The organism is Pseudomonas sp. GW823-FHT02E01 (assembly GCF_058797535.1).
Window position 1 is genome coordinate 251,083 of record NZ_JBXAJS010000002.1, and the last position, 19,126, is coordinate 270,208.

Consider the following 19,126-nt stretch of genomic DNA (forward strand, 5'->3'; position numbering starts at 1 on the left):
AGCTAGCTCCCACAAGGAACGGTGGTGAACACAAATTTTGTGAGCACCGCCAAACACTGTGGGAGCGAGCTTGCGCGCGATGGCGTCGGTACAGGCCCAGCTAAACCTTCAGACCAACTCTTTAAACCGATGCCACAACATCCCCAATGCCAGCAACGGCGAACGCAAATGCTTGCCACCCGGGAATGTGATGTGCGGCACCTTGGCAAACAGATCGAAGCCGCCGCTGTGCTGGCCGCTGATGGCTTCGGCCAACAGCTTGCCGGCCAGGTGCGTGGCGTTCACGCCATGACCGGAATAGGCCTGGGCGTAATACACATTCGGCTGGTCCTTGAGTCGCCCGATCTGCGGCAGGCGGTTGGCGCCGATACCGATCATGCCGCCCCATTGGTAATCGATCTTCACCGCACTCAGTTGCGGGAAGACCTCCAGCATTTTCGGACGCATGTACGCAGCGATGTCTTTGGGGTCGCGGCCGGAGTAATGGCAGGCACCACCAAACAGCAGGCGCCGGTCCGCCGAGAGTCGGTAGTAGTCCAGCGCCACGCGCTGGTCACAGACCGCCATGTTCTGCGGCAGCAGGGCGTGGGCCCGTTCTTCGCTCAATGGTTCGGTGGCGATGATGTAGCTGCCGGCGGGCAGGACTTTGCCGCTGAGTTCCGGGTTGAGGTCATTGAGGTAAGCATTGCAACCCAGTACCAGGGTCTTGGCGCGCACCGAGCCCTCGGCGGCATGGACCTTGACCTCTGGGCCATAGTCGATGCGGGTCACGGCCGAGTGCTCGAACAACTGGACCCCCAGTCGTTGTGCCGCGGATGCTTCGCCCAGGGCCAGGTTCAGTGGATGCAGGTGCCCCGAGCCCATGTCGATCAGGCCGCCGACGTAACGCGTAGAGCCGACCACGGTGTGCATCTCGTTGGCTTGCAGCAAACGGGTCTCGTAGCGATAACCGAGGCTGCGCAGTTCTTCGGCATCCTCGGCGAAACCTTCCAGGTCTCGGGGTTTGTTGGCGAGGTCGCAGTAACCCCAGGTCAGGTCACAGGGGATCTGGAAGTGCTCGACCCGTTGCCGGACGATTTCCACGGCTTCCAGGCCCATGAGTTTCATTTGCCGAACACCTTCGACACCGATGACGTTGGTGAACTGATCGAGGCCGTGGCCGACGCCGCGAATCAGTTGCCCGCCATTTCGACCACTGGCGCCCCAGCCGATTCTATGGGCTTCAAGCAACACTACACTGAGGCCGCGTTCGGCCAGCTCAAGCGCCGTGTTCAACCCCGAAAACCCACCGCCCACCACACAGACATCGGCCAGCACTTCGCCTTTGAGCGCCGGAAGTTCAGGCTGCGGCAGACTGCTGGCGGCGTAGTAGGACGCGGTGTGGTTCATTGCAGGCTGTTGAGCACGGGCATTCATGTGTGTGTTCCTGATGCTTGCGCTTAGAAAACTTGACGGAGCATAAGCCGGACCTTCCCGGACGGGCAACATTGGTCGGCTGGTGCTGTCTGGATCGGGGCTTTTGCGTCAGAATCGCGCTCTATTCCGCTATTGGTCACCGCTGCAATGAGCTGCAACAGTCAGACAATCCGCACATTGCGACAGCAGATTCCCTCGTTCGAGTGCGTTCCCGGCTGCCATGACTGCTGCGGGCCGGTGACCACCTCGCCGGAAGAAATGTCACGCCTGCCGCGCAAGACCCGCGCCGAGCAGGATGCCGCCATGGAAGAACTCAACTGTGTGCACCTGGGGCCCAATGGTTGCACGGTGTATGACGAACGGCCGCTGATCTGCCGGTTGTTCGGCACCACCAAGACCCTGCCGTGCCCCAATGGGCGGGGGCCGGTGGAGTTGATTCATCCGCGGGTGGAGAAGCAGGTGTTCGAGTACATGGCCAGTACCCGGCAGGTGTTGGTTTAAAACAGCGGGTCTTCAGGTGGACCGAGTTGCCTCAATCGCGAGCAAGCTCGCTCCCACAGGTATTTGAGTCTGCCTGAATTTTGTGTTCAAAACCGGTTCATTGTGGGAGCGAGCTTGCTCGCGATGGGGTCGGAACAGACACCGGAAAATCTTCAATCCGGAATCGGCAGAGTCAGGCTCTCTTTCACCTCTTCCATCACGATGTAACTCTTGGACTCGCGCACGTGGGGCAGCTTGAGCAGGATGTCTCCCAGCAATTTGCGGTAGGAGGCCATCTCGGAAATCCGCGCCTTCACCAGGTAGTCGAAATCCCCTGACACCAGGTGGCACTCCAGCACATGGGGCAACTTCAGCACCGCACGCCGGAACTCTTCGAAAGTATCGCCGGATTTGTAGTCCAGGCTGATCTCGACGAACACCAGCAGACTACCCTTCAGGTGCTGCGGATTGAGCCTGGCGTTGTAGCCCATGATGATCCCTTCGCGCTCCAGACGCCGGACCCGCTCGGTACAGGGCGTGGTCGAGAGCCCGACCTTTTCTCCAAGCTCGGTAAAGGAAATCCGCCCGTCCGCTTGCAGGATCCGCAGGATGTTGCGGTCGATCTTGTCCAGCTCACGTCTGGTCTGAGTGTTGGTACGCATAGGGGATGCGCCTCCGCGAAAAGGGTTTTTGCCGAGAATTGTCGCCAAATATAGGCGCTTATATAGTGAAATGCACTGGCAAATCTTTTTTACACTGCGCACATCTGAAGCTCTGAATAACAAACGTCAGCGGTTAGCCGCGATGAGGGATATGAAAATGCGCGTCATGGTCTTGGGTAGCGGCGTCATCGGTACCACCAGTGCTTATTATCTGGCCCGTGCCGGGTTTGAAGTGGTGGTTGTGGACCGGCAGCCGGCCGCTGCCATGGAGACCAGTTTCGCCAATGCCGGGCAGGTCTCGCCGGGTTATGCCTCGCCGTGGGCCGCGCCGGGCGTGCCGCTCAAGGCCATCAAGTGGCTGTTGCAGCGCCACGCGCCACTGGCGATCAAGGCCACGGCCGACATCGACCAGTACCTGTGGATGGCACAGATGCTGCGCAACTGCACCGCCAGCCGTTACGCGGTGAACAAGGAGCGTATGGTCCGTCTGTCCGAGTACAGCCGTGACTGCCTCGATGAACTGCGTGCCGAAACCGGCATTGCCTACGAAGGCCGTAGCCTTGGTACGACCCAACTGTTCCGCACCCAGGCTCAACTGGACGGCGCCGCGAAAGACATTGCCGTGCTGAAAGAGTCCGGCGTGCCGTTCGAATTGCTCGACCGCGAAGGTATTGCCCGCGTTGAGCCGGCGCTGGCCAGCGTTACTGACATTCTCGCCGGTGCCTTGCGCCTGCCGAACGACCAGACCGGCGACTGCCAGATGTTCACCACCAAGCTCGCCGAGATGGCCGCGAACCTCGGTGTGCAATTCCGTTTCGACCAGGACATTCAGCGCCTCGACTTCGCCGGTGACCGCATCAACGGCGTATGGATCGACGGCAAGCTGGAAACCGCCGACCGCTACGTGCTGGCCCTCGGCAGCTACTCGCCGCAACTGCTCAAACCATTGGGGATCAAGGCGCCGGTGTACCCGCTCAAGGGCTACTCCCTGACCGTGCCGATCACCAACCCGGCAATGGCCCCGACTTCGACCATTCTCGACGAGACCTACAAGGTCGCGATCACCCGTTTCGACAACCGCATCCGCGTTGGCGGCATGGCGGAGATCGCCGGTTTTGACCTGTCGCTGAATCCGCGCCGGCGCGAAACCCTGGAGATGATCGTCAACGACCTTTATCCTCAGGGCGGCAATCTGGCCGAAGCGAGCTTCTGGACCGGCCTGCGCCCGACCACTCCAGATGGCACGCCAATCGTAGGCGCCACACCGTTCAAGAACCTGTTCCTGAACACCGGTCACGGCACGCTCGGCTGGACCATGGCCTGTGGCTCCGGTCGCTTGCTTGCTGACTTGATGGCCAAGAGAAAGCCGCAGATCAGCGCCGAAGGCCTCGATATTTCCCGTTACGGCAACAAAACCCAGGAGTCTGCTAAGCATGTCAGTCCAGCGCCAGCTCACCAATGAGCGCATGAGTCAGATCGTCACCCATAACGGCACGGTTTACCTGGCCGGACAGGTGGGCGACGACATGAACGCCGGGATTGAACAGCAGACCCGTGAAACTCTCGCCAACATCGAGCGGTTGCTCGATCTGGCCGGCACCGACAAGCACAATCTGCTGTCGGTGACGATTTACCTGAAGGACATCGACGCGCATTTCGAAGGCATGAACGCGGTGTGGGACAAGTGGCTGCCAAAAGGCGTCGCTCCCGCCCGAGCCACCGTTGAAGCGAAATTGTGCGAACCGGAAATCCTGGTCGAGTTGTCGGTTGTCGCCGCTCTGCCATAAGCCTGTCAGAAAAGATCCCTCTCCCGGTGCTGTTGGTGGTTAACGCTGTCAGCCAGCACCGGTTTTTCTTCCCGATAACCCGACCAGAAGTCTGCCGCCATGCGTCCTGCCCGTGCCCTGATCGACCTTCAAGCCCTGCGTCACAACTACCGGATCGCCCGTGAACTCACGGGGGCTCGTGCCCTCGCGGTGATCAAGGCCGATGCCTATGGCCATGGCGCGGTGCGTTGCGCCCAGGCGCTGGAAGCCGAGGCGGACGGGTTTGCCGTGGCCTGCATCGAAGAGGCGTTGGAGCTGCGGGCGGCGGGCATTCGTGCGCCGGTCCTGCTGTTGGAAGGCTTTTTCGAAGCCGACGAGCTGGCGCTGATCGTCGAGCATGATTTCTGGTGCGTGGTGCATTCGCTGTGGCAGCTCGAAGCCATCGAAAACGCCGCGTTGAGCAAGCCGATCACCGTGTGGCTGAAGCTCGACTCGGGCATGCATCGCGTGGGGCTGCACCCGACGGATTATCAAGCGGCCTATCAACGGCTGCTTGCCAGCGGCAAGGTCGCGAAAGTGGTGCTGATGAGCCACTTTGCGCGTGCCGATGAACTGCACGAACAGGCCAGCGCCGAACAGGTGGCGGTATTTGAAGCGGCGCGCAAAGGCTTGTCCGCCGAGGTCAGCCTGCGTAACTCGCCGGCGGTGCTCGGTTGGCCGCAGATACCGAGTGACTGGGTGCGCCCAGGCATCATGCTCTATGGCGCCACGCCGTTCGAAGAGGCCAACGAAGTAGCATCGCGGCTGCAACCGGTCATGACCCTGGAATCGAAGGTGATCAGTGTGCGCGAGTTGCCGGCCGGCGAGCCCGTCGGTTACGGCGCCAAATTCATCACCCCCAAACCGATGCGCATTGGCGTGGTGGCCATGGGTTACGCCGACGGCTACCCACGACTGGCACCGACCGGCACGCCAGTGCTGGTTGCCGGGCAGCGCAGCCAGTTGATCGGCCGGGTATCGATGGACATGCTCTGTATCGACCTGACCGATGTGCCGCAGGCCGGTCTCGGTTCGACCGTCGAGTTGTGGGGCAAAAACATCCTCGCCAGTGATGTGGCCATGGCTGCCGGCACGATTCCTTACCAGATCTTCTGCAACCTGCGCCGAGTGCCACTGCTCTATTCCGGGGCTTAGTGAGCAGGGCTCCAGACCGGAAGTCGCCTCGCTGAGCAGGATTCAGGTCAAGGTGTTGTAAATACTGAACGCTGTCGCCATGATAACGCTCAATATTCCAACAATCTGAATCCTGGAGGCGCAAGCTTTGGACGTCGGTGAACGACTGCAATCCATCCGTAGGCTCAAAGGCCTTTCCCAGCGTGAACTCGCCAAACGGGCGGGGGTCACCAACAGCACGATTTCGATGATCGAGAAGAACAGCGTTAGCCCTTCGATCAGTTCGCTGCGCAAGGTGTTGGGCGGGATTCCCATGTCCATGGTCGAGTTCTTTTCCGAAGAAATCCTGCAGGAAAAACCGACCCAGATCGTCTACAAGGCCAACGAGCTGATCGATATTTCCGATGGTGCCGTGACCATGAAGCTGGTCGGTAGGGCGCACCCGAGCCGGGCCATCGCATTCCTCAATGAAATCTATCCGCCAGGCGCCGATACCGGTGACGAGATGCTCACCCATGAGGGCGAGGAAACCGGCATCCTGGTCGAAGGAAAACTGGAACTGGTGGTCGGTCTCGAAACTTTTGTCCTCGAAGCCGGCGATAGCTACTACTTTGAAAGTACCAAGCCACACCGTTTCCGTAATCCGTTCGATGTGCCGGCGCGACTAATCAGCGCAGCCACACCAGCGAATTTCTAAGAAAAGAGGCGTCCTGCCAGCATCGCAGAGGTGCCCGGGCTGTTTTTCCGTCGCGACCTAAGACCCCTCCGACTTTGGGGTTGTTTCAGTGCGGCGGGCTTACCGCTATACTTGCGCCCGCCTGCGAACCGTGGCCGTAGGCGTGACTAGCCACCATTGAGGGTGAACGCGTGAACCTAATTATGAAAATGCTGGCTGCACCAGCAACCGTATTGGCCCTATGGGCTGTCAGTGTCAGCGCTCAGGCTGCGACCAACGACGATATTGCCAAACGCCTTGAGCCAGTCGGCCAGGTTTGTGTTCAGGGTAAAGAGTGCAAGGGCATGGAAGTGGCCGCTTCCGCTGGCGGCGGTGGTGGTGCGAAAACCCCGGATGAAGTGATTGCAAAGCATTGCAACGCTTGCCACGGTACAGGCCTGTTGGGCGCGCCGAAAGTCGGTGATGCCGCCGCTTGGGGCGAACGTGCCAAGAAAGAAGGTGGTGTTGACGGCTTGCTCGCCAAGGCGATCTCCGGCATCAACGCGATGCCGCCAAAAGGCACCTGCGCCGATTGTGCAGACGCCGAGCTCAAAGGCGCCATCCAGAAGATGTCCGGCCTGAAATAAGGCGCCGCATCGTTCGCAAAAAACCGTCCCAGGACGGTTTTTTTGTGCCTGCAATTCCGCGCTGACCCTTGTAGGAGCGAGCTCGCTCGCGATGGTCGTCAACGATAACGCTGGAAACCTGGCACCCCGCGGTGCTCTCAGGTTCTTCGCGAGCGAGCTCGCTCCTACAAGGTTTTTGTGGCAGCCGATTGGCATTAACGGGCTGTTCATTGCAGCGAATCCCCGGCAAGCTCGGTCTAACCCCACGTCATGGAATGTAAGGGAGGACCTGATGGTGCAGCTGTGTTCAATCGAGCAAGCGGTCGATGACGTCTTGGCACGGTTGCCGACGCATATCCACATGGGCCTGCCTCTGGGGTTGGGCAAACCTAATCACTTCGTCAACGCGCTGTATCGACGAATCGCACAGTCGCCCGAGCGACGACTGACGATCTACACCGCGTTGTGTCTGGGGCGCCCACCCTTGGGCGATGGTTTGCAAAAGCGATTTCTCGAACCCTTTGTCGAGCGGGTGTTCGGCGATTATCCGGAGCTGGAATTTCTCGCCGACCTGCGTCGCGACGGTTTACCGGGCAACATCCACATCCAGCAGTTCTTCATGCAGCCTGGCAGCCTGCTCAACAGTGCTACGGCGCAACAGGATTACGTCAGCAGCAACTACAGCCATGCGGCCCGGGACATCAACACCGCCGGGTTGAATCTGGTGGCGCAACTGGTGGCCAGCCATGCCGAGCATCCCGACCGCTTGAGTCTGAGCTGCAACCCGGACATCACCCTCGACCTATTGCCGATGATCGCCAAGCGCCGCGCCGCCGGAGAAACCATCCTGATGGTCGGCCAAGTACACAACGATCTGCCTTACATGCCCGGCGATGCGGAACTGGGCATCGACACCTTTGACCTGCTGATCGATGAGAAGGACAACACCACGCTGTTTTCCACGCCAAACATGCCGGTGGGCTTTCAGGACCATTTCATCGGCCTGCACGCCAGCACTCTGGTGCGTGACGGCGGCACCTTGCAGATCGGCATCGGTTCCATGGGTGATGCGCTGACGGCAGCGTTGCTGGCGCGGCAAGCCGACAACAACGGATACAGGGCTTTGCTGGCAGACGTAAACCTCAGCCACTGGGCGCAACTGATCGAGCGCGAAGGCGGCATCGAGCCCTTCGCCAAAGGCCTGTATGGCTGCAGCGAAATGTTCGTCAACGGCTTGTTGGTGCTGGCCGATGCCGGGATCGTGCGGCGCAAGGTTTATCCGGACGCGGCGACCCAAAAGCAGGCGAATGCCGGCACCCTCGACGAGGCTGCGCAAACCGATGGCATCTCGGTGCACGGCGGATTCTTCCTTGGGCCGCGCAGCTACTATGAACGCTTGCGTGAGTTGCCGCAGAGCAAGCGGCTTGAATTCAACATGACCCGCATCAGCTACATCAACGAGCTCTACGGCCAGGAAGAACTCAAGCGCTTGCAGCGCCTGGATGCGAGGTTCATCAACACCGCGTTCACCGTGACCTTGCTCGGTGCCGCGGTGGCGGATCAGCTCGAAGACGGACGTGTGCTCAGCGGCGTAGGCGGGCAATACAACTTCGTGGTGCAGGGGCATGCGTTGCAAGGCGCGCGTTCGGTGTTGCTGCTGCGCAGCTGGCGTGAGTCTGGAGGCGACGTCAGCTCGAACATCGTCTGGGAGTATGGTCACTGCACGATTCCGCGGCATCTGCGGGACATCGTGGTCACCGAGTACGGCATTGCCGATCTGCGGGGCAAGACCGATGCGGCGGTGATTGAAGCACTGTTGAATATCAGCGACTCACGTTTCCAGTCGGGGCTGATCGCGCAGGCACAGAAAGTCGGCAAATTGCCCAAGGACTTCCGTCTCGATCCGCGCTTTACCGATAACAGCCCGCAGCGTTTGCAGGAGATTCAGGCGCGGCATCCGCAGCTATTTCCAGAGTACCCACTGGGTTGTGATTTCACCGAGGTCGAGCGGGATGTGTTGCGGGCGCTGAACTGGCTCAAGAGCAAGTTCAAGCTGAGCGAGGTGCTGGAGTTGGGCAAGGCAGCGCTGGATGCGCCGGAGCCTGCGTTGTTTCCAGAGCATCTGGAGCGCATGCAGTTGGCCAGTCCGGAAGGGCTGAAGGAAGACTTGTTTCAGCGCTTGCTGCTCACAGGCCTCAAGGCGACTGCGCAGTAACTGCCCCCCAAAACAACTGTGGGAGCGAGCTTGCTCGCGATAGCGGTGTATCAGTCAACGAAGATGTCGACTGACACTATGCAATCGCGAGCAAGCTCGCTCCCACAGGGGGATGTGCAGTGTGGCCTTTATTCGATGAAGGTCACGACACCATCGGCCAGCGACTTCACGCGCGCCAGGGACTCTACGCGATAACCCTGCGAGTCCAGTTCCGCACGGCCGCCCTGGAACGATTTCTCGATCACGATCCCCAAGCCTGCGACGGTGGCGCCGGCCTGTTTGATGATCGAAATCAGTGCCTGGGACGCCTTACCGTTGGCCAGGAAGTCATCGATGATCAGCACGCGGTCGCTGCTGGTCAGGTGGCGCGGAGAGATGGCCACGGTGCTTTCGGTCTGCTTGGTGAACGAGTACACGGTCGCCGACAGCAGGTTTTCGGTCAGGGTCAGGGACTGGTGCTTGCGGGCGAAGATCACCGGCACGCCAAGGTTCAGACCGGTCATGATCGCCGGGGCGATGCCCGAGGCTTCGATGGTGACGATCTTGGTGATGCCCGAATCCTTGAACAGCGTGGCGAATTCGTCGCCGATCAGCTTCATCAGGGCCGGGTCGATCTGGTGGTTCAGAAAGGCGTCGACTTTCAGGACCTGGTCGGAAAGCACGATGCCTTCTTCGCGAATTTTCTTGTGCAGGGCTTCCATGAAGCTGTCCTCTGTTGGCGCCTTGTGCGCCCTAAGGTTTTAAAAAAGTGGTCAATTCTAGCGCTTTAACATCGCGCGTATATCCGCCAATGCGTTGTTGCCTCGCACGGCTTTGACTTCGGTCGGTGTGTCGTCGTTGCCTTCCCAGGCCAGGTCGTCCGGCGGCAACTCATCGAGGAAGCGGCTCGGCGCGCAATCGATGATCTCGCCGTACTGCTTGCGCTTGGCGGCGAAGGTGAAGGCCAGGGTCTGGCGCGCACGGGTAATGCCCACGTAGGCCAGGCGACGTTCTTCTTCGATGGTGTCGGCTTCGATGCTGGAGCGGTGCGGGAGGATTTCCTCCTCCATGCCCATGATGAACACGTAGGGGAATTCCAGGCCCTTGGACGCATGCAAAGTCATCATCTGCACGCCTTCGGCGCCGTCTTCCTCTTCCTGCTGGCGCTCGAGCATGTCGCGCAGGACGAGTTTGCCGATGGCGTCCTCGACGGTCATCTCGCCTTCTTCGTCTTTTTCCAGGGTGTTCTTCAGCGCCTCGATCAGGAACCAGACGTTACCCATGCGGTAATCGGCGGCCTTGTCGCTGGAGCTGTTGGTGCGCAGCCAGTTCTCGTAGTCGATGTCCATGACCATGCTGCGCAGGGCCGAGATCGGGTCTTCGCCGGCACACTGCTCGCGCACCCTGTCCATGAAGCGCTTGAAGCGCGACAGGCGATCGGTGAAGCGGCTGTCGAGATGCTCGCCCAGGCCGATTTCGTCGGTGGCGGCGTACATCGAGATCTTGCGCTCGGTGGCGTAGTTGCCCAGCTTCTCCAGCGTGGTCGAGCCGATCTCGCGGCGCGGCACGTTGATCACCCGCAGGAACGCGTTGTCGTCGTCCGGGTTCACGATCAGGCGGAAGTAGGCCATCAGGTCCTTTACTTCCTGGCGACCGAAAAAGCTGTTGCCGCCGGACAGGCGATACGGCACCTGGTGGTGCTGCAATTTCAGCTCGATCAGCTTGGCCTGGTAGTTGCCGCGATACAGGATCGCGAAATCGCTGTACGGGCGGTCGGTGCGCAAGTGCAGGCTGAGGATTTCCATGGCCACGCGCTCGGCCTCGGCGTCCTCGTTGCGGCACCGGATCACGCGGATCTCGTCGCCGTGACCCATTTCACTCCACAGCTGCTTTTCGAATTCGTGCGGGTTGTTCGAGATCAGCACGTTGGCGCAGCGCAGGATGCGGCTGGTGGAGCGATAGTTCTGCTCCAGCATCACCACTTTCAAGGAAGGGTAGTCGTCCTTGAGCAGCATCAGGTTTTCCGGGCGCGCGCCGCGCCAGGCGTAGATCGACTGGTCGTCGTCGCCCACCACGGTGAACTGGTTGCGTTTGCCGATGAGCATTTTCACCAGCAGGTACTGGCTGGCGTTGGTGTCCTGGTATTCATCGACCAGCAGGTAGCGCACCTTGTTCTGCCATTTTTCCAGGATGTCGGCGTGTTCTTCGAACAGCTTCACCGGGAGCAGGATCAGGTCGTCGAAATCCACCGCGTTGAACGCCTTGAGCGTGCGCTGGTAGTGGGTGTAGACGATGGCAGCAGTCTGTTCCTTGGGGTTGCGCGCGTTTTCCAGGGCCTGGGCCGGCAGGATCAGGTCGTTTTTCCAGGCGCCGATCATGTTCTTGATCTCGTCGACGCCGTCGTCGCCCGAGTATTCCTTCTGCATGATGTCGGTCATCAGGGCCTTGACGTCGGTCTCGTCGAAGATCGAGAAGCCCGGTTTGTAGCCCAGCCGCACGTGTTCCTTGCGGATGATGTTCAGGCCCAGGTTGTGGAAGGTGCAGACCGTCAGGCCACGACCTTCGCCGGCGCGCAGCAGGGTGCCGACCCGTTCCTTCATCTCGCGGGCGGCCTTGTTGGTAAAGGTCATGGCGACGATGTACTGGGCGCGGATGCCGCAGTTCTGGATCAGGTGCGCGATTTTGCGCGTGATCACGCTGGTCTTGCCGGAGCCAGCACCGGCGAGCACCAAAAGAGGGCCGCCGACGTAGCTCACGGCTTCTTGCTGCCGGGGATTGAGTCGGGACATAGGTAAATTCAGGAGTCAGTCACGAAATGGGCCGGCATTTTAACAGGCTCAGCGAATTGTGCTGCTCTGTCCGACTTGTGACGTACCACGCTATCTGTAATTGCCGGTTTTGTTACTTTCACGCAGGATGCGCAACGAATTTGCGGCTAATGTTCGTAATTCCGGATACAAAGGTCTCGTTTTGCTCACCGATGTCATTGTCATTGGTCATCGGAACGGCATAATGCCCGTCGCCTACATCTTTGCAGAGTCTAGGGAGCTAGCTTGTCTACGCCTGTCGAACCCTTGCGTTTGCTGCTACTGGCCGAAGAGCCAGCGTGGGCAGCGTTGTTGCGCGAGTGTCTGGCTCCTATGGGGAGCTCGGTCGTGCTCATCAGCGCGCCGAGTTGGGAGTCGGTCAGCAGCCTGTTCGATGACAACCGCAGCGCGGTGTTATTGACCATCCCGCAACTTCAGCCGGCGCCGGGCCGTTGCAGCCTGCCGACGGTGTTGTTGCTCGACCATGAGCCGCTGATCCCGCCCGACGGCGTGAGTGACTGGCTGGTGCGCGATCATCTCGATCCCGGCATGTTGCGCCGTTGCCTACGCCATGTGCGCGAACGTGGCGTTCTGGAAAACACCCTTCAACGTCTGGCCGAGCAAGATCCGCTGACCGGCATCGCTAACCGCCAGGGCTTCCAGACTCTGCTGACGGCGCGCCTGGCGGAAAACGACGGTCGCGGCCTGGCCCTCGGTCATCTCGACCTCGACAACTTTCGTTATGCCAACGACGCCCTCGGCCATCAGGCCGGTGATCGCCTGATCCTGCAAGTGGTGGCGCGGCTCAAGAGTCAGCTTGAGGCCGGCGATCAACTGGCGCGCCTGGGCAGTGATGAATTCGCTCTGCTGATCGACACCCGTCGTGCTCCCCAGCGTGCCGAGTGGATGGCCGAGCGCATCAGCGAAGTACTGGCCGAACCTTATTGGGTCGATGGCGAAAGCCTGTTGATCGGTTCCAGCCTGGGCATTGCCTACGCCCGGGCCCAGGCCGGTGCGGATCCGCTGATGTGGCATGCGCACATCGCCATGCAGCAGGCCAAAAGCACCCAGGGCTGCACTTTTCACATTTTCAACGAACGCATCAACCGCAATGCCCGCAGCATCGCCGACCTCGAAACCGAGTTGCGTCGGGCACTGCGCCGCGATGAGCTGGAACTGCATTACCAGCCACGGCTGAACCTCGAAGACGGGCAGATCGTCGGCCTCGAAGCTTTGGTGCGCTGGCGGCATGCCGAGCGCGGCTTGCTTCCACCGAGTGAATTCGTGCCGCTGGCCGAGCAAAGTGGTCTGATCGTGCCGCTGGGCTACTGGGTAATTTCCCGGGCCTTGCGCGACATGCAGGCGCTGCTCGAGCTGGGATTGCCACCGTTGCACATGGCGATCAACCTGTCATTCCGGCAGTTCCAGGACAGCCAGTTGCTTTCGACCCTCAGTCGTCTGATTGCCGAGCGCGGTGTCGAGGCGCAGTGGCTGGAGTTCGAACTGACCGAAACCGCCGTGATGCGTCGCAGCGATCTGGTCAAGCAGACCATGGACGCCCTCGGGCGCCTCGGTGTGCGCTTCTCCCTCGACGACTTCGGCACCGGGTTCTCGTCGTTCGTGCACCTCAACAGCCTGCCGATCACCTTGCTGAAGATCGACAAGAGCTTTGTCGGCGGCATGGAGCAGCGTGAGGAAAACCGCAAACTGGTCCACGCGATGATCAACCTGGCGCACAACCTCAACCTCGAGGTGGTCGCAGAAGGCGTGGAAACGCCGGAGCAACTGGATCTGCTGCGTGGGTTTGAATGCGATCAGGTGCAGGGGTATTTGATCAGCAGGCCTTTGCCGCTGGCCGAACTGGTGGAGTATCTGACGTTTGGCAGCAATCAGCAGCCGATGCTGGAAATCGTGGGCTGAGGTTGCCACAGAGCCCTGTAGGAGCGAGCTTGCTCGCGATAAACCTGAGAACGCCGCGGGGCACCTGCCAACCAGCGTTATCGTTGACGACCATCGCGAGCGAGCTCGCTCCTACAGGGGGCTCAGTCAGGCTGAGCAACCTCGAAACGCTGCACTGACGTCGTGTCGCGCTTGATCATCCGCTTCATCTTCCACTCAAATCCCAGCGTCAGGCTCACCGCCGCACACGCCAGCCCCAGCGCCAGGCCCCACCAGACGCCCGTTGGCCCCCAGTCCAGGTGGAACGCCATCCACCACGCCGCCGGTGCGCCAATCAGCCAATAGCAACCCAGGCCGACCAGGAAAGTGGTCTTGGCATCCTTGAGTCCGCGGATACAGCCCATGGCAATGGTTTGCGTGCCGTCGAACAGTTCGAACCATGCCGCCACCGCCAACAGGCTCACGGCGAGGTTGATGACATCGCGAAACGCCGGGTCGTTGTGGTCGAGGAACAGGCCGACCAACTGGTTTGGCAATAGCCAGAAGACCATGGCGAAACACAGCATCGCCGCCGCCCCGAAGGCAATGCCGACCCGCCCGGCCAGCCGCGCATCCAGCAATTGCCCGGCGCCGTAGTGCTGGCCGATGCGCATGGTGATCGCATAAGAAATCCCCGCCGGGACCATGAACGCCACCGAAACGATTTGCAGGGCAATCTGATGAGCCCCCAGCTGTGTGCTGCCCATGGTGCCCATGCACAGCGCGGCGAAGGCAAACAGCCCGACTTCCACCGCGTAGGTACCGCCAATCGGCAGCCCCAGACGCCACAGCTCCTTCAGGTACTGGCGGTTCAGCCGCGACAGGCCCTGGCGCAGCGGATAGGCCTCATAAGCCGGATGCCGACGAATGTGCCACGCCAGCGCAAGTGCCATCAGGTTGGCGACAATCGCCGTGACCAGCCCGATGCCCGTCAGCCCCAGTTTCGGCAGGCCGAACATGCCGGTAATCAGCACATAGTTGAGCAGGAAGTTGGCGACCGTACCGCCAACACTGATGACCATCACTGGCGTTGCACGGCCAATGGCGCTGGTGAACCCGCGCAGGGCCATGAAGCTCAGGTAGCCGGGCAGGGCGAACGGCAGGAAGATCAAAAACTGCCCGGCTGCGTTGACGTTGCTTTCAGTCTGGCCGAACAGCAGCAGCACCGGTTTGAGGTTCCACAACAGCAAACCGGCGACCAGCGCCATCAGCCACGCCAGCCACAACCCGGCCTGGGTCAGTCGAGTGGCCCCGACAATATCGCCGGCACCCTGACGGATCGCCACCAGGGTGCCGACCGCCGCAATCACGCCGATGCAGAAAATCGACACGAACGAATAGGTCGCCGCACCGAGCCCGCCACCGGCCAGGGCCTCGGGACTCAGGCGCGCCATCATCAGAGTGTCGGTGAGGACCATCAGCATGTGCGCCAACTGCGAGGCAATCAACGGCCCCGCCAGCCGCAGGATGGCCCAGAGTTCAGTACGTGCTGGATGCTGCATGGTCATCACGCTCGATTATCAAAGGGAACAGGAAAGCACCGATTCTCGGCGCTCTGCATGGTTTGCACAAAGGGATAAAAAGGATGGATAGCATGATTCAAACTCATGCTGGGGAGTTTCTGCTAGGGTAGGCGAACCCCGCAGTAGGAGCTTTCCCAATGTCCCGTCGTCTTCCTCCCTTGTATGCCCTGCGCGCATTCGAAGCGGCGGCGCGACACAGTTCGTTTACCCGCGCGGCCGAAGAGCTGTCGATTACCCAAAGTGCGGTCAGCCGGCATATTCGTACGCTCGAAGAGCATTTTGCCTGCCGCTTGTTTCATCGCAGTGGCCGCAACCTGCAACTGACCGAGTCGGCCCGGTTGCTGTTGCCGGGCATTCGCGAAGGCTTCACCGCGCTTGAACGTGCCTGCAATACCTTGCGCGCCGAAGACGACATCCTGCGCATGAAAGCCCCGTCGACCCTGACCATGCGTTGGTTGCTGGCGCGCCTCAGCCGCTTCCGTCATCTGCAGCCGGGCAACGAAGTGCAATTGACCAGTGCGTGGATGGACGTCGATTCAGTGGATTTCAATGACGAACCGTTCGACTGCGCCGTCATCCTCAGCAATGGGCATTTTCCACCGGACTGGGAGGCGACTCTCCTGTTCCCCGAAGAGCTGATTCCGGTGGGCGCGCCGAATCTTCTGAAGGATCAACCATGGGACGTCGCGCGCCTGGCCAGTACCGAGCTGCTGCACCCGACACCGGACCGCCGTGACTGGCGCAACTGGCTGGAGCGCATGGGCCTGACCGATCAGGTCTCGCTCAAGGGCGGTCAGGTGTTCGACACGCTGGAACTGGGCATGATTGCAGCCGCCCGTGGCTACGGCGTGTCCATGGGCGATTTGCTGATGGTCGCGGAGGATGTCGCGCAGGGACGTCTGAGTTTGCCGTGGCCGACAGCCGTCGCCAGCGGTGAGAATTATTTCCTGGTCTGGCCGAAAACCCGCCCCGGAGGCGAGCGTTTGCGCCGCCTCAGCGATTTTCTTTTGGGTGAGGTTCGGGCCATGGAGTTACCGGCGGTCAAGCACCTGAGTTGAATCATCGCAGGCAAGTCGGATCAGTCCCCAAGCTAATCGCACTTGGCATTGCTGGATACTTCCTTGCTCGCCTGTTTCAACAGGTTACCCAACTCAGCCGCATTGGTGCTGTTGTAAACCCGACCTCCGGTGTTTTCAGCGATACAGCGTGACGGGCCGCCAGCACCGATTTTCACCACGTTGACCCGCAGGCGCGGTTGTTCCCTGGCGATTCGACGGGATACCGCGCAAACGTCCTGCCCGCAACCGTCTTCACCGTCGACGAACATCACGATCACCGCATCGTTATTGCGCCCGTCGACGGTACTCGCAGCGTGGGCCAGGCTGTCGGCCAGCGGTGTGCCGTCGTCGGGAACCAGGCCTCGAATCCCGTTGATCAGCCGCGGGCGGTCGCCGAACTTGAACAAACCCTGGTCCGGTGTTCTTTCGCAGCCGGCGAAGGTGATCAGGCGTGTGTCGATCTTCGGGTCCAGCCCGTTGATCATGCCGGCCAGCGAGTCCTTGGCGACGTCCATGCGGCTGGGTTTGGCGGTAAGCCGCATGGTGCGGTTCGGGTCCAGGAGCTTGTTGATGTCAGGACCGAAGAACCAGTCCTCGTCGGATTTCACTGACTTGATGTTCAAATCCATCGAACCCGAGGTGTCGAGCACCACCACGAACTGCGGGACCTCTGACTTCGGCGCTGTTTTGCGGCATGCGAAGTTGTCCAGCGTCGGGGCGGGTGGCGGGGCAGCCACTACCGGTTTTGGTGGTGGAACCGGTTTGGGTGGCGGGGTCGGCTTGGGTTCCGGTGCCGGTGCCGGCTTTGGTGGCGGGACCGACTTGGGTTCCGCTACCGGCTCTGGCGTGGGTTCTGGTGCCGGAACAGGTTTCGGTTCCGGTTCCACGACAGGCTCGGGGACAGGTTCAACCGGTTTCTCAACAGGCGTCACTACCGGTGCCACAGGCGCTACAGGCGGAACCACGACAACCGGCTCACGGTGCAGGAACCACCAGAGCCAGAGCGCCAGAAGCAGCAACAGCAGCGCGAGCAAGGCTGCCGCGATCCACCAGCCACGACGCGACGGCGGTAGAACGGGCACCACTGGCGGCACGATCGGTTTGGGCGGACGCTGGTTCCACCGCACCACCAAAGGCTCACCGTTGAGGCTGTAGAGTTTGTCCAGCTCAGGCGTACCGAGCAGGCTGCGCAGGTCATTCGCTTCCGTCGTTTGACCGCGTTTTTGCAGTTCATCCGCCAGCTGTCCGAGGGACGTCTGACGCACTTCATAGGTTTCCAGCAAACGTCGTTGCGCGTCCTCGTTGAGATCGGCATAAGGCGTGGGTTGGCCACCCAGTTCGGTCCACCATTCCAGCACGTCGCCGCTGCCCATCCGCGGGATAGCAAACAGACTGGCGACGGTCGGCGGAAAGTGTTTCTGGATGAGGGCGACTTTGGCTTGCAGTGCACTCATCCCCTCCGATGTGGCTTGCGCATCCCTGATGACCCGCTGCATGACGATGATTCCTGAAAAAAGCAGGTATCCGTCGGGATGCCCTGCGGGGTGAAAAGTTACTCTTCGTAGCCGAGGCTGAATTGCAGCTGATTGACCTTCTTCTGCAACGTTTTCAGCTCTTGCTGCTTGGCCGCCAGTGCCGCTGGCGTTGGTTTGGCCGTTGGCGCTACTTGCGTAGCCTTGAGCTGCTTCTCGAGGTCGGCAATCTGCTTCTGCACCTGAGCCTCATTGCCACGCCGAGCCTTGAGCGAGGTCAGCAGTTGCGCCAGCGACTGATTTAGCGCCGCCTGGGATTTCTGCTGGCTGGCCAGATCGGTCTTGGTGCTGAGCTGCTGGGCCTGAATGTTCTCGTACACCTGACGGAACATTGCGTTTTGCTGTCGGGATTCGCTCAGGGCCTCTTCCTTCTGCTTGACCTGATCGCTGTAACCACCGGAATAGTCGCAGTTCATCTTGGTCAGCATGCTGCTGTCGCGATTGGTTGCATCGCATTCGCCGGGCTGGGTCGCGCAACCGCTCAGGGCCAGGACGGCAGTGATGATCATCAGTTGTCGTAACGTCATGTGCTTAACCCAGGGTGATTGCGGAGCGTTGGCTGTACAGGGCGTCGACTTCCTTCTGCAGGCTGACGACTTTCTGGTTCATTCTCTGGATGTTCATCTCCACTTGCCGGATCTCGGCGCTGGAGCCTTGTGAGCGCTCGGCGTCTGCCACCTTGCGGTACTCGGTGACTTTGGTACGCATGTTGGCAAGGTCTTTGCGCAGGCGCGCGATGTCCGAATCGATCCCGGCGATTTGCGCCTGGGCCCTGCTCCTGTCGACTTTCCTGTTGGCGATGTCCTTTTTGATCTGGGCAATTTGCGCACGGTCATCATTGATCACTTGCTGAGCGGTCTCAGTCCGGGCGATCACTTTCTGCGTGTCTTGTTCGACGTCGCTGTTCATCTTCGCCAGGCGGGTGGTGGTGTCGGCGTATTCGGCGCGACGTTGATCCAGGTAATAGTTCGCGCCCATGGCCACGCCACACGCGGTAATACCGGCGGCGATGACGCACACGGTTTTGTTGTTGCTGTTGGATAGCGCGCAAGCAAGGATGCCGACACCGGCGCCGACGGCACAGGCCTGGTATCCGGACTTGCTGAAGAACTCTGCGTCATTGCCCTGGGTCAGGCGCGGGTCGGGACCTTCACTTTCGCCATCGCCGAGCATGGAACTGCCAGTGTTGGCGCAACCGGTCATTAGCAGGCTGCTGGCGACTACGAAAGCGATCTGTAGTTTGAAGCGAGTCCAAAGGCTGCGCGACATGGTGAAACTCCTACGTAACGGTGTTGA

The 19,126-nt window shown here is 60.6% G+C and carries 17 protein-coding genes; 9 read left to right on the plus strand and 8 right to left on the minus strand.

The annotated features are described in order from the left end of the window. Window positions 1-108 precede the first annotated feature (108 nt). Entirely contained in the window at window positions 109-1,416 is a 1,308-nt protein-coding gene (locus AC1RDQ_RS04935; protein WP_429521723.1) for an NAD(P)/FAD-dependent oxidoreductase, read from the minus strand. A gap of 147 nt (window positions 1,417-1,563) precedes the next feature. Between AC1RDQ_RS04935 and AC1RDQ_RS04940 the strand changes: the two genes are divergently transcribed. Continuing rightward, the gene (locus AC1RDQ_RS04940; protein ID WP_007975156.1) at window positions 1,564-1,917 is read left to right on the plus strand and encodes a YkgJ family cysteine cluster protein; all 354 of its coding nucleotides are present in this window, start codon (window positions 1,564-1,566) and stop codon (window positions 1,915-1,917) included. 152 nt (window positions 1,918-2,069) lie between these two features. On the opposite strand, the gene AC1RDQ_RS04945 is transcribed toward AC1RDQ_RS04940, so the two are convergent. Then, window positions 2,070-2,558 (minus strand): Lrp/AsnC ligand binding domain-containing protein, encoded by a 489-nt coding sequence (locus AC1RDQ_RS04945; protein WP_492586562.1) that lies wholly within the window; start codon window positions 2,556-2,558, stop codon window positions 2,070-2,072. Between the two features lie 157 nt (window positions 2,559-2,715). On the opposite strand from AC1RDQ_RS04945, the gene dadA reads away from it, so the two are divergent. The 6 genes from dadA (at window position 2,716) to AC1RDQ_RS04975 (ending at window position 8,993) form a co-directional block, all read left to right on the plus strand. Continuing rightward, window positions 2,716-4,020: a D-amino acid dehydrogenase gene (gene dadA / locus AC1RDQ_RS04950; RefSeq protein WP_218494623.1), complete on the plus strand. Its 1,305-nt coding sequence runs from the start codon at window positions 2,716-2,718 to the stop codon at window positions 4,018-4,020. Next, a complete protein-coding gene (locus AC1RDQ_RS04955; protein ID WP_057712756.1) occupies window positions 3,992-4,345 on the plus strand; it encodes a RidA family protein in 354 nt (117 codons plus the stop codon). Before dadA ends, AC1RDQ_RS04955 begins: the two co-directional genes overlap by 29 nt. A 99-nt stretch (window positions 4,346-4,444) precedes the next feature. Next, window positions 4,445-5,518 (plus strand): alanine racemase, encoded by a 1,074-nt coding sequence (alr, locus tag AC1RDQ_RS04960; RefSeq protein ID WP_218494625.1) that lies wholly within the window; start codon window positions 4,445-4,447, stop codon window positions 5,516-5,518. A gap of 127 nt (window positions 5,519-5,645) precedes the next feature. Continuing rightward, the gene (locus AC1RDQ_RS04965; RefSeq protein ID WP_008023455.1) at window positions 5,646-6,194 is read left to right on the plus strand and encodes a cupin domain-containing protein; all 549 of its coding nucleotides are present in this window, start codon (window positions 5,646-5,648) and stop codon (window positions 6,192-6,194) included. Between the two features lie 182 nt (window positions 6,195-6,376). Continuing rightward, window positions 6,377-6,799: a c-type cytochrome gene (locus AC1RDQ_RS04970; protein ID WP_057712758.1), complete on the plus strand. Its 423-nt coding sequence runs from the start codon at window positions 6,377-6,379 to the stop codon at window positions 6,797-6,799. A 271-nt stretch (window positions 6,800-7,070) separates the two neighbouring features. Then, window positions 7,071-8,993 carry an acetyl-CoA hydrolase/transferase C-terminal domain-containing protein gene (locus AC1RDQ_RS04975; protein WP_492586564.1) on the plus strand — a complete coding sequence of 641 codons (1,923 nt, stop codon included), beginning with the start codon at window positions 7,071-7,073 and terminating at the stop codon, window positions 8,991-8,993. Between the two features lie 128 nt (window positions 8,994-9,121). Here AC1RDQ_RS04975 and AC1RDQ_RS04980 read toward each other — a convergent pair whose 3' ends face one another. Together AC1RDQ_RS04980 and rep are read right to left on the minus strand one after the other, a co-directional pair. Beyond that, window positions 9,122-9,694 (minus strand): xanthine phosphoribosyltransferase, encoded by a 573-nt coding sequence (locus AC1RDQ_RS04980; protein ID WP_046038985.1) that lies wholly within the window; start codon window positions 9,692-9,694, stop codon window positions 9,122-9,124. 57 nt (window positions 9,695-9,751) lie between these two features. Then, window positions 9,752-11,761, minus strand: coding sequence for a DNA helicase Rep (gene rep, locus AC1RDQ_RS04985; protein ID WP_007989511.1), 2,010 nt, complete (start codon window positions 11,759-11,761; stop codon window positions 9,752-9,754). A 264-nt stretch (window positions 11,762-12,025) separates the two neighbouring features. Between rep and AC1RDQ_RS04990 the strand changes: the two genes are divergently transcribed. Further along, complete coding sequence (locus AC1RDQ_RS04990; protein ID WP_429521726.1) at window positions 12,026-13,699, plus strand: putative bifunctional diguanylate cyclase/phosphodiesterase; 1,674 nt, start codon at window positions 12,026-12,028, stop codon at window positions 13,697-13,699. A 122-nt stretch (window positions 13,700-13,821) separates the two neighbouring features. On the opposite strand, the gene AC1RDQ_RS04995 is transcribed toward AC1RDQ_RS04990, so the two are convergent. Then, window positions 13,822-15,219 (minus strand): NorM family multidrug efflux MATE transporter, encoded by a 1,398-nt coding sequence (locus AC1RDQ_RS04995; RefSeq protein WP_492586566.1) that lies wholly within the window; start codon window positions 15,217-15,219, stop codon window positions 13,822-13,824. Between the two features lie 158 nt (window positions 15,220-15,377). Here AC1RDQ_RS04995 and AC1RDQ_RS05000 point away from each other — a divergent pair, with 158 nt between their 5' ends. Beyond that, window positions 15,378-16,298, plus strand: a complete 921-nt coding sequence (locus tag AC1RDQ_RS05000; protein ID WP_218494628.1) for a LysR substrate-binding domain-containing protein — start codon at window positions 15,378-15,380, stop codon at window positions 16,296-16,298. 32 nt (window positions 16,299-16,330) lie between these two features. On the opposite strand, the gene AC1RDQ_RS05005 is transcribed toward AC1RDQ_RS05000, so the two are convergent. Genes AC1RDQ_RS05005 through AC1RDQ_RS05015 form a run of 3 tightly spaced genes read right to left on the minus strand, consistent with a single transcriptional unit; the run spans window position 16,331 to window position 19,099 of the window. After that, window positions 16,331-17,794 (minus strand): vWA domain-containing protein, encoded by a 1,464-nt coding sequence (locus AC1RDQ_RS05005; protein ID WP_492586568.1) that lies wholly within the window; start codon window positions 17,792-17,794, stop codon window positions 16,331-16,333. A gap of 56 nt (window positions 17,795-17,850) precedes the next feature. Further along, window positions 17,851-18,357, minus strand: a complete 507-nt coding sequence (locus AC1RDQ_RS05010) for a hypothetical protein (RefSeq protein ID WP_492586569.1) — start codon at window positions 18,355-18,357, stop codon at window positions 17,851-17,853. A 4-nt stretch (window positions 18,358-18,361) separates the two neighbouring features. Then, the gene (locus tag AC1RDQ_RS05015; protein WP_492586571.1) at window positions 18,362-19,099 is read right to left on the minus strand and encodes a hypothetical protein; all 738 of its coding nucleotides are present in this window, start codon (window positions 19,097-19,099) and stop codon (window positions 18,362-18,364) included. Window positions 19,100-19,126 lie beyond the last annotated feature (27 nt).